Source organism: Streptomyces sp. NPDC048514 (genome assembly GCF_043199955.1).
Classification (GTDB): domain Bacteria; phylum Actinomycetota; class Actinomycetes; order Streptomycetales; family Streptomycetaceae; genus Streptomyces.
Map to the genome: position 1 here is coordinate 625,906 of NZ_JBICWT010000004.1, position 17,552 is coordinate 643,457.

The 17,552-nt window shown below is 71.9% G+C and carries 18 protein-coding genes; 12 read left to right on the forward strand and 6 right to left on the reverse strand.

Annotated elements, in window-relative coordinates:
• The first annotated feature begins 13 nt into the window (after window positions 1-13).
• The 7 genes from ACGFT2_RS11625 (at window position 14) to ACGFT2_RS11655 (ending at window position 7,498) form a co-directional block, all read left to right on the forward strand.
• The gene (locus ACGFT2_RS11625) at window positions 14-457 is read left to right on the forward strand and encodes a GntR family transcriptional regulator (protein WP_393276192.1); all 444 of its coding nucleotides are present in this window, start codon (window positions 14-16) and stop codon (window positions 455-457) included.
• The gene (locus ACGFT2_RS11630) at window positions 454-1,350 is read left to right on the forward strand and encodes an ABC transporter ATP-binding protein (RefSeq protein WP_393276194.1); all 897 of its coding nucleotides are present in this window, start codon (window positions 454-456) and stop codon (window positions 1,348-1,350) included. The genes ACGFT2_RS11625 and ACGFT2_RS11630 overlap by 4 nt, the downstream gene beginning before the upstream one ends.
• Entirely contained in the window at window positions 1,347-2,390 is a 1,044-nt protein-coding gene (locus ACGFT2_RS11635; protein ID WP_393276196.1) for an ABC transporter permease, read from the forward strand. The genes ACGFT2_RS11630 and ACGFT2_RS11635 overlap by 4 nt, the downstream gene beginning before the upstream one ends.
• Window positions 2,387-3,139: a hypothetical protein gene (locus tag ACGFT2_RS11640; RefSeq protein WP_393276199.1), complete on the forward strand. Its 753-nt coding sequence runs from the start codon at window positions 2,387-2,389 to the stop codon at window positions 3,137-3,139. The genes ACGFT2_RS11635 and ACGFT2_RS11640 overlap by 4 nt, the downstream gene beginning before the upstream one ends.
• Before the next feature lie 366 nt (window positions 3,140-3,505).
• Window positions 3,506-5,860: an RNA degradosome polyphosphate kinase gene (locus tag ACGFT2_RS11645; RefSeq protein ID WP_393276202.1), complete on the forward strand. Its 2,355-nt coding sequence runs from the start codon at window positions 3,506-3,508 to the stop codon at window positions 5,858-5,860.
• A complete protein-coding gene (locus ACGFT2_RS11650) occupies window positions 5,841-7,052 on the forward strand; it encodes a CHAD domain-containing protein (protein ID WP_393276204.1) in 1,212 nt (403 codons plus the stop codon). Before ACGFT2_RS11645 ends, ACGFT2_RS11650 begins: the two co-directional genes overlap by 20 nt.
• A gap of 17 nt (window positions 7,053-7,069) precedes the next feature.
• Complete coding sequence (locus tag ACGFT2_RS11655; protein WP_393276207.1) at window positions 7,070-7,498, forward strand: NUDIX hydrolase; 429 nt, start codon at window positions 7,070-7,072, stop codon at window positions 7,496-7,498.
• Window positions 7,499-7,504: 6 nt separating this feature from the next.
• Here ACGFT2_RS11655 and ACGFT2_RS11660 read toward each other — a convergent pair whose 3' ends face one another.
• Window positions 7,505-7,690, reverse strand: a complete 186-nt coding sequence (locus ACGFT2_RS11660) for a hypothetical protein (protein ID WP_393276210.1) — start codon at window positions 7,688-7,690, stop codon at window positions 7,505-7,507.
• 230 nt (window positions 7,691-7,920) lie between these two features.
• Between ACGFT2_RS11660 and ACGFT2_RS11665 the strand changes: the two genes are divergently transcribed.
• Both ACGFT2_RS11665 and ACGFT2_RS11670 read left to right on the forward strand, forming a co-directional pair.
• On the forward strand, window positions 7,921-8,775 hold the full coding sequence (locus ACGFT2_RS11665) for a hypothetical protein (RefSeq protein WP_393276213.1): 855 nt from the start codon (window positions 7,921-7,923) through the stop codon (window positions 8,773-8,775).
• Window positions 8,776-8,875: 100 nt separating this feature from the next.
• The gene (locus ACGFT2_RS11670) at window positions 8,876-9,043 is read left to right on the forward strand and encodes a hypothetical protein (protein ID WP_393276216.1); all 168 of its coding nucleotides are present in this window, start codon (window positions 8,876-8,878) and stop codon (window positions 9,041-9,043) included.
• Between the two features lie 148 nt (window positions 9,044-9,191).
• On the opposite strand, the gene ACGFT2_RS11675 is transcribed toward ACGFT2_RS11670, so the two are convergent.
• Window positions 9,192-9,497 (reverse strand): metal-sensitive transcriptional regulator, encoded by a 306-nt coding sequence (locus tag ACGFT2_RS11675; protein WP_353598716.1) that lies wholly within the window; start codon window positions 9,495-9,497, stop codon window positions 9,192-9,194.
• Window positions 9,498-9,703: 206 nt separating this feature from the next.
• On the opposite strand from ACGFT2_RS11675, the gene ACGFT2_RS11680 reads away from it, so the two are divergent.
• Together ACGFT2_RS11680 and ACGFT2_RS11685 are read left to right on the forward strand one after the other, a co-directional pair.
• Entirely contained in the window at window positions 9,704-10,324 is a 621-nt protein-coding gene (locus ACGFT2_RS11680; RefSeq protein ID WP_393276219.1) for a DUF47 domain-containing protein, read from the forward strand.
• Between the two features lie 7 nt (window positions 10,325-10,331).
• Window positions 10,332-11,330 carry an anion permease gene (locus ACGFT2_RS11685; RefSeq protein WP_393276222.1) on the forward strand — a complete coding sequence of 333 codons (999 nt, stop codon included), beginning with the start codon at window positions 10,332-10,334 and terminating at the stop codon, window positions 11,328-11,330.
• 189 nt (window positions 11,331-11,519) lie between these two features.
• On the opposite strand, the gene pstB is transcribed toward ACGFT2_RS11685, so the two are convergent.
• The 4 genes from pstB to pstS all read right to left on the reverse strand — a co-directional run bounded on the left by pstB (window position 11,520) and on the right by pstS (window position 15,660).
• Window positions 11,520-12,296 (reverse strand): phosphate ABC transporter ATP-binding protein PstB, encoded by a 777-nt coding sequence (gene pstB / locus ACGFT2_RS11690; RefSeq protein WP_393276225.1) that lies wholly within the window; start codon window positions 12,294-12,296, stop codon window positions 11,520-11,522.
• Between the two features lie 52 nt (window positions 12,297-12,348).
• Complete coding sequence (gene pstA, locus ACGFT2_RS11695; RefSeq protein WP_393276228.1) at window positions 12,349-13,410, reverse strand: phosphate ABC transporter permease PstA; 1,062 nt, start codon at window positions 13,408-13,410, stop codon at window positions 12,349-12,351.
• On the reverse strand, window positions 13,407-14,414 hold the full coding sequence (gene pstC, locus ACGFT2_RS11700; protein WP_393276230.1) for a phosphate ABC transporter permease subunit PstC: 1,008 nt from the start codon (window positions 14,412-14,414) through the stop codon (window positions 13,407-13,409). The genes pstA and pstC overlap by 4 nt, the downstream gene beginning before the upstream one ends.
• A gap of 112 nt (window positions 14,415-14,526) precedes the next feature.
• Window positions 14,527-15,660: a phosphate ABC transporter substrate-binding protein PstS gene (gene pstS, locus ACGFT2_RS11705; RefSeq protein ID WP_393276232.1), complete on the reverse strand. Its 1,134-nt coding sequence runs from the start codon at window positions 15,658-15,660 to the stop codon at window positions 14,527-14,529.
• 320 nt (window positions 15,661-15,980) lie between these two features.
• On the opposite strand from pstS, the gene ACGFT2_RS11710 reads away from it, so the two are divergent.
• Window positions 15,981-17,552 (forward strand): FAD-binding oxidoreductase, encoded by a 1,572-nt coding sequence (locus tag ACGFT2_RS11710; protein WP_393276234.1) that lies wholly within the window; start codon window positions 15,981-15,983, stop codon window positions 17,550-17,552.

Consider the following 17,552-nt stretch of genomic DNA (forward strand, 5'->3'; position numbering starts at 1 on the left):
GGTGGTTCTAGGCGTGGTCGAGTACCGCATCGACCGGCACAGCGGGGTAGCCACTTACATCCAGATCGTCCAGCAGACCAAACAGGCGCTCCGCCTCGGCGTCCTGCAGCCCGGCGACAAGCTCCCGACGGCCCGCGAGGTCGTCGAGGCCACCGCCATCAACCCCAACACCGTCCTCAAGGCCTACCGCGAACTGGAACGGGACGGCCTGGTCGAGGCCCGGCGCGGGCTCGGCACCTTCGTACGACGGTCGCTGAGCACCGCCCCGGCCGACACCCCCCTGCGCGCCGAACTCGAGGCGTGGGCGGCGAGGGCCGCCGAGGCCGGCCTGGACCGGGACGACGTGGCCGCCCTCTTCACCGCCGTACTCGACCAGCACTTCACCGGGCCCGCCCCGCACTCACCGTCGGCACCGGCCCGCGCGACCGGACAGCACCTCCAGGGAGAACCTTCATGAGCGTCACGGCGATCGAGGCCACCGGCCTCGGCAGGAGCTTCGGACGCCGGGGAGGCTGGGCGCTGCGCGACTGCGCCTTCCGGCTGCCCGCGGGGCGGGTGTGCGCCGTCGTCGGGCCCAACGGCGCCGGCAAGTCGACGCTGCTCGCCCTCGCCGCCGGGCTGCTCCCGCCCACCGAGGGCCGGCTGCGGGTGCTCGGCACCAGCCCGGCCGCCGCCCGGCCCCGGGTCGGCTACGTCGCCCAGGACAAGCCGCTCTACCCGCAGCTCACCATCGCCGAGACCCTGCGTATGGGCGCCGACCTCAACCCGGCGCACTGGGACGCGGCCGTCGCCGAACGGATCGTCGCGGACGGCGACCTGGACCCGAAGGCCCGCGTCCGCTCCCTCTCCGGCGGCCAGCGCACCCGCGTCGCGCTCGCCCTGGCCCTCGGCAAGCGGCCCGCGCTGCTGCTCCTGGACGAGCCGATGGCCGACCTCGACCCGCTGGCCCGGCACCAGCTGATGGGCACGCTGATGTCGGAAGCCGCCCAGTGGGGCACCACGATCGCCATGTCCTCGCACGTCGTCGCCGAACTCGAGGACTCCTGCGACCACCTCCTGCTGGTCGGCGGCGGCCGGATACGGCTGTCCGGGGAGATCGACGACCTGCTCGCCGCCCACCTGCGAGTGACCGGCGCCGCCGACGCCACCGGCCTCGACACCCACACCGTGGTCGAGTCCCGGGTCACCGGACGCCAGATCAGCGCGCTGATCCGCCCGGCCGGGCCGCTCCCGGCCGGCTGGCGCACCTCGGCGCCCTCGCTGGAGGAACTGGTCCTCGCCCACCTGCGCAACCCCGCGGCCCCCGCCCTCACCGCCGCACCGGCCCCGACCGAGGAGCACGCCGCATGACCGCCGCCCCGACCGGCCCGGGCGCGCCGCGCCGGCACGCCGGGAAACCGAGCACGGCCCGCTGGGTGCTGCGCCTGCACCGGCCCGCGCTGTACGGCTGGGCCGGCCTGGTGCTCGCCCTGACCGCATCGCTGCTCGCCCTGCGCGGCCCGCTCGCCGATGCGGCGGCCGAGGGCTGGCGGCAGTACGACGCCTGCGCCGGCACGGCGTCCTGCTCGTACGACCAGGACGCGATCCTGCGCTACAAGGAGGTCTACGACTACGCCACCCTCGCCCTGAACGCGCTGCCCTTCCTCGTGGCCGCCTGGGCGGGCGCCGCGCTCGTCGGCCGCGAGCTGGAGTCGGGCACGGCCCGGCTGGCCTGGACCCAGAGCACCTCCCCGGCCCGCTGGCTGACGGTCCGGCTGGTGGTCCCGGCCCTCGTGATCGCCGCGGGGACCGGCCTGCTCTGCCTGCTGCACCGCCTCGCCTGGACGGCCGGCCGGGGCCGGATCGACACCGCCAAGGACTGGTACGACCGCTTCACCTTCCACGCGGGCGGCCCCACCCTCCTCGCCCTGGCCCTCGCCGGGCTCGCGGCCGGCACGCTCGCGGGCCTGCTGCTGCGCCGTACGCTGCCCGCACTCGTCGTCGCCACGGTGGTCACCGGCGCCCTGCGCGGCGCGGCCGAGCTGGCCCTGCCGCGCCTGTGGCCCGTGGTCACCTCCGTCTCCCCGATGAACCAGGGCGCCGGAGGCTCGGGGCTCCACGTCGACGAGGGCATGGTGACCCGGTCCGGCGCCCGCGTGCCGGTCCCCGACTGCGGCACCGACTGCCGGGCCGTCTACGCCGACTTCGTCGGCCACTGGGACAGCTACCACCCCTACTCCCACTTCTGGCCGCTCCAGCTCACCACCAGCGCGCTGATCCTCGCCGTCGCCGGGCTGCTGGCGCTCGGCTCCTTCCTGGCACTGCGCCGGCTGACCGGGACGCTGCGCACGGCCGCGGCGGCGGCCACCGGAGCCCCGTCGGCCCCGGCCCCCGCGGGAGCCGCCGTATGACCGCCCTCGCCCACGCCCGCCCGGCCGCCGGCCGCACGGTACGGCGGCTGCACCGTCCGGCGCTGCTGACCTGGGCCGCCTTCGTCGTCCTCGTCACCGGCGCACTGCTCTGGGTGCACTTCTCCGGGGCGCCCAGGGACCGGTCCTGCCGGCGGCCCGGGGGCTGGTGCGGCTACACCGCGTTCACCGACGTCACCAACATCATGAACTTCCTCGGCGAGGCCCTCACCTACGCTCCCTGCGCGGTGGCCGCCTGGGCGGGGGGCGCGCTGATCGGCCGCGAGCTGGAGTCCGGCACGGCGGGGCTCGTCTGGACCCAGGCCGTCTCCCCGGTCCGCTGGCTCACCGCGCGGCTCACGACGGCCGCCGTGCCGCTGCTGGCCGGCGGCACGCTCCTCGCCGTGACCTTCGGCCGGGTCTGGTCCGCCGACCGGGACGTCCTGATCACCAACTGGACCTGGGACCGCGTCTTCGTCCCGCGCGGCCCGCTGCTGCCCGCACTGGTGCTGTTCGCCCTGGCCGTCGGCGTCCTGGCCGGACTGGCCCTGCGCCGCACCCTGCCCGCGCTGGGCGCGGCCCTCGCCGCGACCCTGGGGGTGCGGACCTGTGTGGGCGAGCTGTGGAAGCCGTGGCGCGGCACGCTGTCCGGAGCCTGGTCCCTGCACCTGGCGGCCACCGGCGTCGTCCTCGCCGCGACCGCACTGGCCATCGTCGCCGCCTACACGGTGCTGCGCCGCCGGACGGCCTGAGCCGCCACCCGCACGGTCCCGTACGCCGCTCCACGGGGGGGGAGCGGCGTACGGGACCGTGCGTCTGCGCGCCCTCCGGTGCGGATCCGCCCCTGTCCGGATCCGGCACGGGGCGGGTTCGGCGCGGATCCGTCCCCGTCCGGGTCCCGCACGGGGCGGGTTCGGCGCGGATCCGTCCGGGTCCGGCACGGTGCGGGTCCGTCCCCGTCCGGGTCCCGCACGGTGCGGATCCCGGCGCCGGGTCGCGTCCGGCACGGTGCGCGAGCGGCCGTCTCCGCGGCGCTGACTTCCGGGAGCCGCCCCGCGCTATCCCGCACGTCATGTCGCCGTAACCATCGATTCAGCCAGGCTTGCGACGCTCGGCCAATGAAGCCCGCCGTGCCAGAGCCTTCGCCGCCCCCCGAGGGGCCGGCGCAGAACGGGGCCGTGACCCTCCCGCCCGCACGCTCCGACGCGCCCGTCATGCCGGCGGCGCGGAACAATGGGGTCATGAGTCAGCCAGACGCCCAGGCACCGCTCCAGCACACCCAGCCCTCCGTGGGCTCCATCGCCGCGCACCGGCCGCACACCGTGGCCGCCGTGGTCTCCGATCTGGAACCCGACCTCGACGCCGACCTGGACGTGTACGAGGAGGCCCAGGGCGAGGGGGCCCCGCTGCCGCAGGGCCGCTTCCTCGACCGGGAGCGCAGCTGGCTCGCCTTCAACGAACGCGTCCTGGAGCTGGCCGAGGACCCGAACACACCGCTGCTGGAGCGCGCGAACTTCCTGGCGATCTTCGCCAGCAACCTGGACGAGTTCTTCATGGTCCGGGTGGCCGGTCTCAAGCGCCGCATCGCCACCGGTGTCGCCACCCGCTCCGCCTCCGGCCTGCAGCCCCGCGAGGTACTGGAGATGATCTGGGCCCGCTCCCGCGAGCTGATGGCCCGGCACGCCGCCTGCTACCACGAGGACGTCGCCCCCGCGCTCGCCGAGGAGGGCATCCACCTGGTCCGCTGGAGCGAGCTGGCCGAGAAGGAGCAGGCGCGGCTCTTCACGCTCTTCCGGCACCAGATCTTCCCGGTCCTCACCCCGCTGGCCGTGGACCCCGCGCACCCCTTCCCCTACATCTCCGGCCTCTCCCTCAACCTGGCCGTCGTCGTGCGCAACCCGGTCAGCGGCCACCGGCACTTCGCCCGCGTGAAGGTGCCGCCGCTGCTGTCCCGCTTCCTGGAGGCCGCGCCCGGCCGGTACGTCCCCCTGGAGGACGTCATCGCCGCGCACCTGGAGGAGCTGTTCCCGGGCATGGAGGTGCTGGAGCACCACGCCTTCCGGCTCACCCGGAACGAGGACCTGGAGGTCGAGGAGGACGACGCCGAGAACCTTCTCCAGGCCCTGGAGAAGGAGTTGATGCGGCGCCGGTTCGGGCCGCCGGTGCGCCTGGAGGTCGAGGAGTCCATCGACCGCGAGGTGCTGGACCTGCTGGTGCGCGAGCTGAAGATCTCCGAGGCCGAGGTCTACCCGCTGCCCGGCCCGCTGGACCTCACCGGCCTCTTCCGCATCCACAGCCTGGACCGGCCGGAGCTGAAGTACCCGAAGTTCGTCGCCGGCACCCACCGCGACCTCGCCGAGGTCGAGTCGGCGTCCGCGCCTGACATCTTCGCGGCCCTGCGCGCCCGGGACGTCCTGCTGCACCACCCGTACGACTCCTTCTCCACCTCCGTGCAGGCGTTCCTGGAGCAGGCGGCCGGCGACCCGGACGTCCTCGCCATCAAGCAGACCCTGTACCGCACCTCCGGTGACTCCCCGATAGTCGACGCGCTCATCGACGCCGCCGAGTCCGGCAAGCAGGTCCTCGTCCTGGTCGAGATCAAGGCCCGCTTCGACGAGCACGCCAACATCAAGTGGGCACGCAAACTGGAGGAGGCCGGCTGCCACGTCGTCTACGGCCTGGTCGGCCTGAAGACGCACTGCAAACTGTCGCTGGTGGTCCGCCAGGAGGGCGAGACCCTGCGCCGCTACAGCCACGTCGGCACCGGCAACTACCACCCGAAGACGGCCCGGCTGTACGAGGACCTGGGCCTGCTCACCGCCGATCCGCAGGTCGGCGCGGACCTCTCCGACCTCTTCAACCGCCTGTCCGGATACTCCCGCCGCGAGACCTACCGCCGGCTCCTCGTGGCCCCCAAGTCCCTGCGGGACGGCCTGATCGCGCGGATCGACAAAGAGGCCCAGCACCACCGGGCGGGCCGTCCGGCCTTCGTCCGCATCAAGGTCAACTCCATGGTCGACGAGGCCGTCATCGACGCGCTCTACCGGGCCTCCCAGGCGGGCGTGCCGGTGGACATCTGGGTGCGGGGCATCTGCGCCGTCCGCCCCGGCGTCACCGGCCTCTCGGAGAACATCCGGGTCCGCTCGATACTGGGCCGCTTCCTCGAACACTCCCGGGTGTTCGGCTTCGGCAACGGCGGCGAGCCCGAGGTGTGGTTCGGCAGCGCCGACATGATGCACCGCAACCTCGACCGCCGGATAGAGGCCCTGGTCCGGGTGGTCGACCCCGGTCACCGCGCAGCCCTCAACCGGCTGCTGGACACCGGCATGTCCGACGGCACCGCCTCCTGGCACCTCGGTCCGGACGGCGAGTGGACGCGGCACGCGACCGACGCGGACGGCCAACCCCTGCGCAACGTCCAGGAGATGCTCATAGACGCCCGGAGGCGCCGGCGTGGCACAGCGACACCTTGACCCGACGGACCCCACGGCCGAGGCGGTGACCGGGGATGCCCTCGCGGCATACCTGCGCGCCCAGGCCACGGAGTTCCTCCGCGCCCTGCGCCTGCACCGGGAGACCGGCGGCGCTCCCGTGGGCGGCGCGGAGGAGACCGTCGACGCGGCGCGCGCCCTGCGCCGCTCGGCCCGCCGCATCAGCGGCAGCCTGCACACCTTCCGCCCCCTGCTCGACTCCGACTGGTCGGAGGAGATGCGCCCGGAACTGGCCTGGCTGTCGGGCACGCTGGGCCTGGAACACGCCTACGAGGCGCGGCTGGAACGGCTGTTGCTCGCGCTGCACCGGCTGTCCGGTTCGACCGCGCTGCCCGCACAGACGGTCACCGCGGTGGCCGTCGCTCCGGTGGACGCGGTCGCGGGCACCCGTGCCGCCGGGTCGGCCCGGCCGGGCGGTTCCACCGGCACGGCCCGGCCGGCCGCCCTGGCACCGGAGAGCGCCGGTGGCCCGGTCGCCGCCGGCCCGGCCAGGCCCACGCCGGTCCCGGAACGCGGCAACCTGACCGTGGGCGCGGCCAAGGCGGGCGCCCTGCTCGAACGCCAGCTCACCCTCGCCCGGACCCGGGCGCACTCCACGGCGCTCCAGGCGCTCGGCTCCTCCCGCTTCCACGCCGTCGCGGACAAGGTCGCCGTCCTGGCCAGCGAGGTGCCCCTCACCCCGACCGCCCCCGCCACCGGGCTGCGCTCACTCGCCGCCGCGGCGCAGGAACGCCTCACGGACGCCGTCGCCGCCCTGCCCCTGATCACCGCCGGCCACCCCTACAACGCGGAGGCCCTGGTCCACGGCCTGTCCCCGGACCCGTCGCCGCACCCCCAGGACGGCCCCTGGCACCAGGTCCGCCTGCTGCTGCGCCTGCACCGGTACGCCCGGGAGGTGCTGAGCGCCGAGGCCGGCGCCTCCCCGCTGGAGCGCCGGACGTTCGCGCGACCCCCCGTGGACGTACGGCTGCTGGCGGCGGGCCGGGCCCTGAACCGGCACCGGGACGCCTCGGAGGCCGCCGCGGCGGCCGCGCAGGCGGCCCGCACCCCCCGCATCGCGCCCGCGACGGCGTACGCGCTCGGCGTGCTCCACGCCGACCAGCGGCACGAGGTGGAGGCGGCCCGGTTCGCGTTCCAGCAGGCCTGGCAGCAGCAGACCGTGGGCGCGCCCTGATCCGGCGAGGAGGCGGTGTGGACGAGGACGACACTGTGGTCCTGGCGGCGGGCTGTGTGCTCTGGCGCCGCTCGCCGGTCGCCGGGGACCTGGAGATCTGCCTGGTCCACCGGCCGAAGTACGACGACTGGTCCCACCCCAAGGGCAAGCTCAAGCGGGGTGAGGACGCGCTCGCGGGTGCCCTGCGCGAGGTCGCGGAGGAGACCGGGTACGCGGCGGAGCCGGGCAGCGAGCTGCCGACGCTGTGCTATCCGGCCAACGGCCGCCCCAAAGAGGTGCGTTACTGGGCGGCACGGGCGATTTCCGGCCACTTCACGCCGAACCACGAGGTGGACCGGATCCTGTGGCTCTCCCCCGCCGCGGCCCGCGACCGGCTCACCCAGCCCCGGGACCGGGACCTGGTGGACGCCTTCCTCCGGCCGTCCGGCCACCTGCGGCGGGCTTGAGCCCCGTCACAGGTCCGTCGTGTGCCCCGCCGCGTCCGTGCGGGCCTGGCTGCGCGCCCGGCGGGCGGGACCGCGCCACCCACAACTGCATCTGGCCACGCTGAAGCGGCCCTGCTCGGTCGTCGTCGTGAGGTGTTCCCGCCCGGATCGGGCAGATTCCGGCCCGTCCTGCTCTGCCCCGGTGACTGCCACACCGACAACGTTACCCACCACGCCTGCACCTCGTTCGTACGGCCCCTCTCCGGTTCTTCTCCCGCCCTTCTCCCGGCTCCCTCCGGTCCCTCTCCGGCTCGCCGAGGGGCCGTCCCCGGCCCTGCCCGCCCCGCCCGCGGCTGCCGGCGGCGCGTGACGGTGCCCCCTACCCGTCGTTAACCGAACGACAGGGATCCCATGGCGGACGACCGGCTGGGGGTAGGCGGGCGATGGATCTGCGGCAGCACAGGCGCGCGGGCAGGACGGTCCTCGCGGTGGGCATCATGCTCGGCCTCGGCGGCGGTGCCGCGGGCTGTACCGGCAGCAGCGCCGCCGCCGACGACGTCAAGGGCGTGGACGACCCGGTCGCCGCCCTGCACCGGGCCGCCGACACGCTGCGCGGCGCGGGCAGCTCCAAGGCCGGCACCTCGATGGAGATGGCCACGGGCGGCACGCGCGTCACCATCCGCGGCAAGGGCGTCTACGACTACCGGCACCGGCTCGGCCAGCTGACCGTCGTCCTGCCCGAGGACCCCGCGGGCGCCTCCGAGCACCGGCCGATCACCGAACTGCTCGCCCCGGGCGCCCTGTTCATGAAGAACCGGGGCGCGGGCGTGCCCGCCGACAAATGGGTCCGGGTGGATACCGCGTCGCTGTCCGACGGCAACCTGGTCACGGGCGGCGCGACCGATCCGTACGTGGCGGCCGAGGTGCTGCGCGGGACGCGTACGGCGGCCTACGTCGGCAGGACCGAGGTCGGTGGCACCCCGGTCCGGCACTTCCGGGGTACGGCGGACCTGAGCCGTGCCGCGCGGTCCGCCTCCGCCGAGAACCGGGCGCCCCTCGCGGCCGCGGCGAGAGGGTTCGCCACGACCGAGGTGGCGTTCGACGCCTACCTGGACGACCAGGGCCGCATCCGCAAGCTCAGGCAGCGCTTCAGCTTCGTCAACGGCCGCAGGCAGACCCCCGTGGCGGTGGCCTCGACCACCCTGCTGTACGGATTCGGGATCCCCGTCGACGTGAAGCTGCCGCGCCCGGGGGACATCTACGCGGGCCGGATCGCCGAGAACGAGCCACCGCACTAGTCCGGTGCGCCACCCCTCAAGTAGCCCGTCCGTGCCATGCGCCGTGTGTGGAGCCCTGCCTACTCTAGGAAGTCGGGACGGCGGAGAAGAGGTGAGGCGGGTGGCCGCGGTCGGCGGTACGCAGGTTCAGGACCACGTGGCCCTCGCCGAGATCGAGCTGTGCGGGGAGCTGATCATCGCGGCCTCGGCCGCGGAGGAGCGGCTCAGCCTCGAGAGCATCGACGAGGTGCTGCGTGTGGCCGAGGAACGCGCGTCGGCCCAGGTCTGAGGCACCGGACGCGCGGGCGGCGCGGCCACGTGCACGGGCAGCGATGCGGGCGGGCGCACGGTCGAAGCACGGGAGACGGCGCTGCTCAGGCGCGCAGGAGACGCTGCGGCTCAGGGCTGCGGCTCAGGTACGCAGGAAACGGCGCTGCTCAGGTGCGCAGGAGGCGGCCGATCGCCTTCGTCGCCTCGTCCACCTTCGCGTCGATCTCGTCACCGCCCTTGACGGCGGCGTCCGCGACGCAGTGCCGCAGGTGCTCCTCCAGCAGCTGGAGCGCGAAGGACTGCAGGGCCTTGGTGGAGGCGGAGACCTGCGTGAGTATGTCGATGCAGTACGTGTCCTCCTCGACCATCCGCTGCAGGCCGCGGATCTGGCCCTCGATCCGGCGCAGCCGCTTGAGGTGCTCGTCCTTCTGCTTGTGGTAGCCGTGCGTGGCGCCGGCCTCGGTCGTCGTCATCGCGGGCCTCCGTCTCGGGACAAGCTTCGGATACATACCCCTACAGGGTATATGGTATCGAACTTTGCCGGGTAGGGAGCCCCTGGGACGCCCCCGTGATGATCACTCTGCCTGATGGGCGACACTGGGGGACGGCCCGATAGCCGTGGCCGGATGATGCGCCTAGCATCAGGCTGACCGAAACCGAAGCACCCCGAGGACCCCACGTGCGCTTTCGTCTGACCCCCAGGGAGACGAGCTTCTACGACATGTTCGCCGCCTCTGCGGACAACATCGTCACAGGCTCGAAACTCCTGATGGAACTGCTCGGGGCGGACGCCTCCGGCCGGGCCGAGATCGCAGAGCGTATGCGGGCCGCGGAACACGCCGGCGACGACGCCACACACGCGATCTTCCACCAGTTGAACTCCTCGTTCATCACGCCGTTCGACCGCGAGGACATCTACACCCTCGCCGGCTCCCTCGACGACATCATGGACTTCATGGAGGAGGCCGTCGACCTGGTCGTCCTCTACAACGTGGAGGAACTGCCGAAGGGCGTCGAGCAGCAGATCGAGGTGCTGGCCCGCGCGGCCGAGCTGACGGCCGAGGCCATGCCGAACCTCCGGACGCTGAACAACCTCACCGAGTACTGGATCGAGGTGAACCGCCTGGAGAACCAGGCGGACCAGATCCACCGCAAGCTGCTCGCGCACCTCTTCAACGGCAAGTACGACGCGATCGAGGTGCTCAAGCTCAAGCAGATCGTGGACGTCCTGGAAGAGGCGGCGGACGCGTTCGAACACGTGGCGAACACGGTGGAGACCATCGCCGTCAAGGAGTCCTGAGGCGTCGATGGACACCTTCGCTCTGATCGTGACCGTCGCGGTCGCGCTCTTCTTCACGTACACGAACGGTTTTCACGACTCCGCGAACGCGATCGCGACCTCGGTGTCGACGCGGGCGCTGACCCCGCGGGCGGCCCTCGCCATGGCGGCCGTGATGAACCTCGCCGGCGCCTTCCTCGGCTCCGGCGTCGCCAAGACGGTCAGTGAGGGCCTGATCGAGACACCCCAGGGGTCGAAGGGGATGGGCATCCTCTTCGCCGCCCTGCTGGGCGCGATCGTCTGGAACCTCGTCACCTGGTACTTCGGCCTGCCCTCCTCGTCCTCCCACGCCCTGTTCGGCGGCATGGTGGGCGCGGCGCTGGCGGGCGGCACGGACGTACTCTGGCACGGCGTCCTCGACAAGATCGTCATCCCGATGTTCGTGTCGCCGTTCGTGGGCCTGATCGTCGGCTACCTGGTCATGACGGCGATCATGTGGCTGTTCCGCCGGTCCAACCCGCACAAGGCCAAGCGCGGGTTCCGTATCGCGCAGACCGTCTCGGCGGCCGCGATGGCGCTGGGGCACGGTCTGCAGGACGCCCAGAAGACCATGGGTGTCGTGGTGCTGGCCCTGGTGATTTCCGGCCACGAGACGTTCGGCGACCCGATCCCGGTCTGGGTCAAGATCGTCTGTGCGGTGATGCTGTCCCTGGGCACGTACGCCGGTGGCTGGCGGATCATGCGCACCCTGGGTCGCAAGATCATCGAACTGGACCCGCCGCAGGGGTTCGCGGCCGAGGCGACGGGCGCGTCGATCATGTTCACGACCGCGTTCATCTTCAAGGCGCCGATCTCCACGACCCATGTCATCACCTCGGCGATCATGGGCGTGGGCGCGACCAAGCGCGTGAACGCCGTCCGCTGGGGCGTGGCGAAGAACATCGTCCTCGGCTGGTTCATCACGATGCCGGCGGCCGGACTGGTCGCGGCGGCGGCCTTCGGCCTCGTCGACCTGACGGTCCTCTAGCCGAGCCCCGGCCGCTCCCCCTGCCCGGCCGGACGGCCCGGCGCCGGGGGATGCGGGACCACCGGGCCAATGCGTGGGCCCGCCCCCGGAAACCGGGGGCGGGCCCTTTGCGTCCTCGCGGTGGCACCGCCATGCAGCACCGCGAGGGGTTCGGCGAGACCGCCCGGCTCGGCCGGGCGGCGGCGTCCGTCAGCCGAAGCGGCCGGAGATGTAGTCCTCCGTGGCCTGGACGGACGGGTTGGAGAAGATCCGCTCGGTGTCGTCGATCTCGACCAGGCGCCCCGGCTGCCCGACGGCTGCCAGGTTGAAGAACGCCGTACGGTCCGAGACGCGCGCCGCCTGCTGCATGTTGTGCGTCACGATGACGATCGTGAAGCGCTCCTTCAGCTCGCCGATCAGGTCCTCGATGGCGAGGGTGGAGATCGGGTCGAGGGCCGAGCAGGGCTCGTCCATCAGCAGCACCTTCGGCTCGACCGCGATGGCGCGGGCGATGCACAGACGCTGCTGCTGACCACCGGAGAGGCCGGATCCCGGCTTGTTCAGGCGGTCCTTGACCTCGTTCCAGAGGTTGGCGCCCCTGAGCGACTTCTCGACGACGTCGTTCAGCTCGCTCTTGCGGTAGCTGCCGTTCAGCCGCAGACCCGCCGCCACGTTGTCGAAGATCGACATCGTGGGGAACGGGTTCGGCCGCTGGAACACCATGCCGACCTCGCGCCGCACCGACACCGGGTCGATGCCGGCGCCGTACAGGTCCTCGTCGTCGAGCAGCACCTTGCCCTCGACGCGGCCACCCGGGGTGACCTCGTGCATACGGTTCAGCGTGCGCAGGAACGTCGACTTGCCGCAGCCGGACGGCCCGATGAACGCCGTCACCGAGCGCGGCTCGACCGTCATCGAGATGTCCTCGATCGCCTTGTGGGAGCCGTAGTAGGCGGTGAGACCGCTTACGTCGATTCGCTTGGCCATGTCTACTTCACTTCCAGAAAAGTCTTGATCAGTCGCCGGGGTTGGCCGCGACTCAGCGACCGGTCTTCGGGGCCTTCCAGCGGGCGATGCCGCGGGCCGCGAGGTTGAGGATCATCACGAACGCGATCAGCGTGAGCGAGGCCGCCCAGGCCCGGTCGTACGCCGCTCCGGAACCCGCGCTGTTCGCGAACTGCTGGTAGATGTACAGCGGCAGCGACGCCTGCGCACCCTCGAAGGGGTTGTTGTTGATGAACGGGTTGCCGAACACCAGCAGCAGCACCGGCGCGGTCTCGCCCGCGATCCGGGCCACGGCCAGCATGACACCGGTGGTGATGCCGCCGATCGAGGTCGGCAGGACCACCTTCAGGATGGTGCGCCACTTGGGCACGCCCAGCGCCAGGGAGGCCTCACGCAGCTCGTTCGGGACGAGCTTGAGCATCTCCTCGGTGGAGCGGACCACGACGGGCATCATCAGGATGGCCAGGGCCAGCGAACCGGCGAAGCCGGAGTACCCGGTCTTCAGGATCAGCATCAGGCTGAGGATGAACAGACCCGCGACGATCGAGGGGATACCGGTCATCACGTCGACGAAGAACGTCACGGACCTGGCGAGCCGGCCGCGCCCGTACTCCACGAGGTAGATCGCGGTGAGCACGCCGATCGGGGCACCGATGACGGTGGCGAGGCCGACCTGTTCGAGGCTGCCGATGATGGCGTGGTAGATGCCGCCGCCGGCCTCGGTGTCGGCGACGACGCCCATCGAGTGGCTCAGGAAGTAGAAGTCCAGGACCTTCACCCCGCGCGCGACGGTCACCCAGATCAGGGAGACCAGCGGAATCACCGCGACCAGGAAGGCGACCCAGACGAAGCTGGTCGCGACCCGGTCCTTGGCCTGGCGGGTGCCCTCGACGCGCGCGGCGACGGCGTACGTGCCGAGGACGAACAGGACGGCGGCGATCAGACCCCACTGGATCTTGCTGTCCAGACCGGCGCCCAGCGAGATCCCGATGCCGAGGGCCACGGAGCCGGCGGCGATCGCCCACGGCGACCACTTCGGCAGGCTGGCGCCACGCAGGGTGCTCGGGGCCTTGTCGGTCAGGCTTGCGGTGCTCATGCGTTGGCCCCCGAGTACTCCGCGCGGCGGGCGATGATCAGCCGGGCCGCGCCGTTGACCACCAGGGTGATGACGAACAGGACGAGACCGGAGGCGATGAGCGCGTCACGGCCGAACTCGTTCGCCTCGCTGAACTTGCTGGCGATGTTCTGGGCGAAGGTGCCGCCACCCGGGTTGAGCAGGCTCGCCTGGATGTCGAAGGACGGCGAGAGCACGGTGGCCACCGCCATCGTCTCGCCGAGGGCACGGCCCAGGCCGAGCATCGAGGCGGAGATCACGCCGGAGCGCCCGAAGGGCAGGACGGCCATGCGGACGACCTCCCAGCGCGTGGCGCCGAGGGCCAGGGCCGCCTCCTCGTGCATCTGCGGGACCTGGCGGAAGACCTCGCGGCTCACGTTGGTGATGATCGGCAGGATCATGATCGCGAGCAGGATGCCGACGGTGAGCATCGAGCGCGGCGCGCCCTCGTCCCAGGAGAAGACGCCGGTCCAGCCGAAGAAGTCGTTGAGCCAGCCGTACAGGCCGTTCATGTGGGGCACGAGGACGAGCGCGCCCCACAGGCCGTACACGATGGACGGCACGGCGGCGAGCAGGTCGATCACGTACGCGACGGGGGCGGCCATGCGGCGCGGTGCGTAGTGCGTGATGAACAGCGCGATGGAGACCGCGATCGGGACCGCGATGACCATGGCGATCACCGAGGAGACGATCGTGCCGAAGGCCAGGACCGCGATGCCGAAGGTCGGCGGGACGAGGCTGGTGTTCCACTCGAACGCGGTCAGGAAGTTGCCGTGGTCCTTACTGATCGCGAGGGACGCGCGATAGGCGAGGAAGACCGCGATCGCGGCCATGACCACCAGCAGCAGGATGCCGGAGCCACGGGACAGACCGAGGAAGATGCGGTCGCCGGGGCGGCCGGCGCCGCGGGCGCTGCGCTTGCGCTCGGCGGCCGTGTGCCGGGGTGGAGTGGGGGGAGGAACGTCGGTTGTCGTCGATATGTCCATCGGGTTCTCCGGTCTGCGGAGCCCTGCCCGGTGGGGGCGAGGCTCGTGGCGGCGGTGCACCGGACGGTGCGGCCCGGCCCCTGTCGGGATCGGGCCGCACTCACGGATCAGGTCAGCTCAGGCCCTCGATGGTGCTGCGGACCTTGGTGATGATCTCGTCGGGCACGGGCGCGTAGCCGATGCTCGGCAGGATCTTCTGGCCGTCCTCGCTGGCGATGTAGCGCAGGAAGGACTTGGTGGCGGTCAGGGAGTCGGACTTGTTGCCCTTGTCACAGACGATCTCGTAGGTGACCAGGGTGATCGGGTAGGCGCCCTCGGCCTTGGTCTTGTAGTCCAGCTTCAGGGCCAGGTCCTTGCCGGTGCCGACGACCTGCGCGGCGGCGATGTCGGCGGTGGCGCTCTCGGAGCTGGGCGCGACCGGCTTGCTGGCACCGGTGTCGACGGAGACGGCCTTGATGCCGTCCTTGACGTAGGACAGCTCGAAGTAGCCGATGGCGCCGGAGGTCTGCTTCACCTGCTGGGCCACACCCGCGGACTGCGGAGCGGACTGGCCGCCCTTGGCCTGCCAGGCCTTGCCGCCGGAGTACTTCCAGTTGTCCGGGGTGGTGGCGATCAGGTACTTGGTGAAGTTGTCCGTGGTGCCGGACTCGTCCGAGCGGTGGAACGCCTGGATCTTCAGGTCGGGCAGCTTCACGCCCTTGTTCAGCTTGGCGATCGCCGGGTCGTTCCACTTGGTGATCTTGCTGTCGAAGATCTTGGCGAGCGTCGGGGCGTCCAGGACCAGGTTGTCGACACCCGGGACGTTGTAACCGAGGGCGATCGGGCCGCCGACCATCGGGAGGTCGATGCCCTGGCCGCCCTTGCAGACCTGCTTGGAGGCGGTGACCTCTTCCGGCTTCAGCGCCGAGTCCGAACCGGCGAAGGCGACCTGGCCCTGGGTGAACGCGGTCACACCGGCGCCGGAGCCGCCGCCCTTGTAGTTGATCTGCACGCCACAGGCCTGGGAGAAGTTCTTCACCCAGGCGTCGATCGCGTTCTTCTGCGCGGAGGAGCCGTCTGCGAGGAGCTGACCCTTGGCGTCGTCGCACTTGATCGCGCCGGCGCTGACAGCGGTGGACGGGTTGCCCGACGCCTTGCTTCCGCCACCGTTGTCGTCGGAGCCGCACGCCGTCAGGGCCAGGGCGCCGGAGACGGCGATCGCACCGAGGGAGACGGCGCGCAGCCGGTTCTTGCGCTGAAGCTTCACTTTCGGGGGTTCCTTCCAGGAGCCGCCGCGTCGGCGGCGTGCGAGCTAGTGAGTGCGTGAGCGCATCGATCACCGCGCTCCGCACCTGGTAAGGCCGAAATTAGGCAGAACAGGTGAAGCCGCCGATGGTCGTAAGTGAACGAGGGGTGAACCCCTGCCGTCGGCCCGGTGAGGTCACGGAATGCTCACGGGGAGAGCACGTGGAGGTTCCGGCGAACGGGTGACACGGGCGCGACTTCGGCGCTCCTCACCCGTTCGGGGGAACCCCGGTGGACATGACGTCGTCTCGTTCCAGGGAGAGCCGAGGAAAGGCGACGGACATGGAACGGCGTACGTTCATCTCGGGCGGCGCGGCCGCCCTGGCGACGACCGCGTTGACCGCGTGCGGTGCGGGTGAGGGGCACTCCGCCCCCGGGTCGGCGCACACCGGTGCGCCGTCGCGTTCGTCGTCCCTCACGTCACTGAGGACCACCAGCGCGACCGCCGCCGCGAACTGGTCGGCCCTCGCCCGTGACCTGGACGGCTCCCTGCTGCGCCCCGGCGACGCCTCCTGGAGGACGGCCCACCAGCTGTACAACACCCGCTTCGACGGCCTGAAGCCCGCCGCGGTCGCCTATGCCGCGCACACCGCCGACATCCGTACGACCCTGGCGTACGCCCGCGCACACGACATCCGGGTGTCGATACGCAACGGCGGCCACTCCTACGCCGGCTACTCCTCCGGCGACAACCGCCTGATCCTCGACGTGTCCAGGCTGAACCGGGTCCGGGTCGGCGGCGGGCAGGCGGTCGTGGGCGCCGGCTCCAAGCTGATCGACGTCTACCGGGCGCTGGCCGCCAAGGGCGTGACCATACCCGCGGGCTCCTGCCCCACCGTCGGCATCTCCGGCCTGGTGCTCGGCGGCGGCCACGGCGTCGCCTCCCGCGCCTACGGCCTGACCTGCGACAGCCTCACCCAGGCCACCCTCATCACGGCCGACGGCACCCAGGTGACCGCCGACGCGACCCACCACTCCGACCTGTTCTGGGCGCTGCGCGGCGCCGGCAACGGCAACTTCGGCGTCGTCACCGAACTGCACTTCAGGACCCACGCCGCGCCGCAGGCCGTGACCGCCTACATGACCTGGCCCTGGTCCAAGGCCGCCCAGGTGCTCAAGGCCTGGCAGGACTGGGGCCCGAGCCAGCCCGACGAGATCTGGTCCTCGCTGCACCTGGCCTGCTCGCCGGGCCGCACCCCGACCGTCTCCGTCTCCTGCTTCTCCCTCGGCACCTACGGCGAACTGCAGAACGCCGTGGACCGCCTGGCCCACAAGGCCGGCGCGAACGCCTCCTCGGTCTCCCTGCGCCGCCGCGGCTACGAGGACGCGATGGAGGTCTACGCCGGCTGCTCCTCCTTCTCCGCCGACGCCCAGTGCCATCTGCCCGGCTCCACCCCGGGCCGCTCCCCGCAGGGCAGGCTGGGCCGTGAGACCTACGCGGCACGCTCGGACTTCTTCGACCGCTCGCTGTCCTCCGCGGGCATCCAGACCGTGCTGAAGCAGATCGGCTCGGTACGCGGCGGCGCGGGCAGCATCGCGTTCACGGCGCTCGGCGGCGCCGTCAACCGGGTCTCCCCGACCGCGACCGCGTTCGTCCACCGCCGCTCGCGGATGCTGGCCCAGTACATCGCCTCGTGGGGCGCTGGGGCCTCCGGCGGTACCGCGCAGTCCTGGCTGACCTCGGCCCACAACGCGATGAAGGGGTACGCCTCGGGGGCCGCCTACCAGAACTACACGGACCCGACGCTGACGAACTGGCGCAAGGCGTACTACGGGGACGGGGCCACGCGACTGGCCAAGGTGAAGAAGCAGTACGACCCGCACCGCTTCTTCTCCTACGCACAGGGGCTGTAG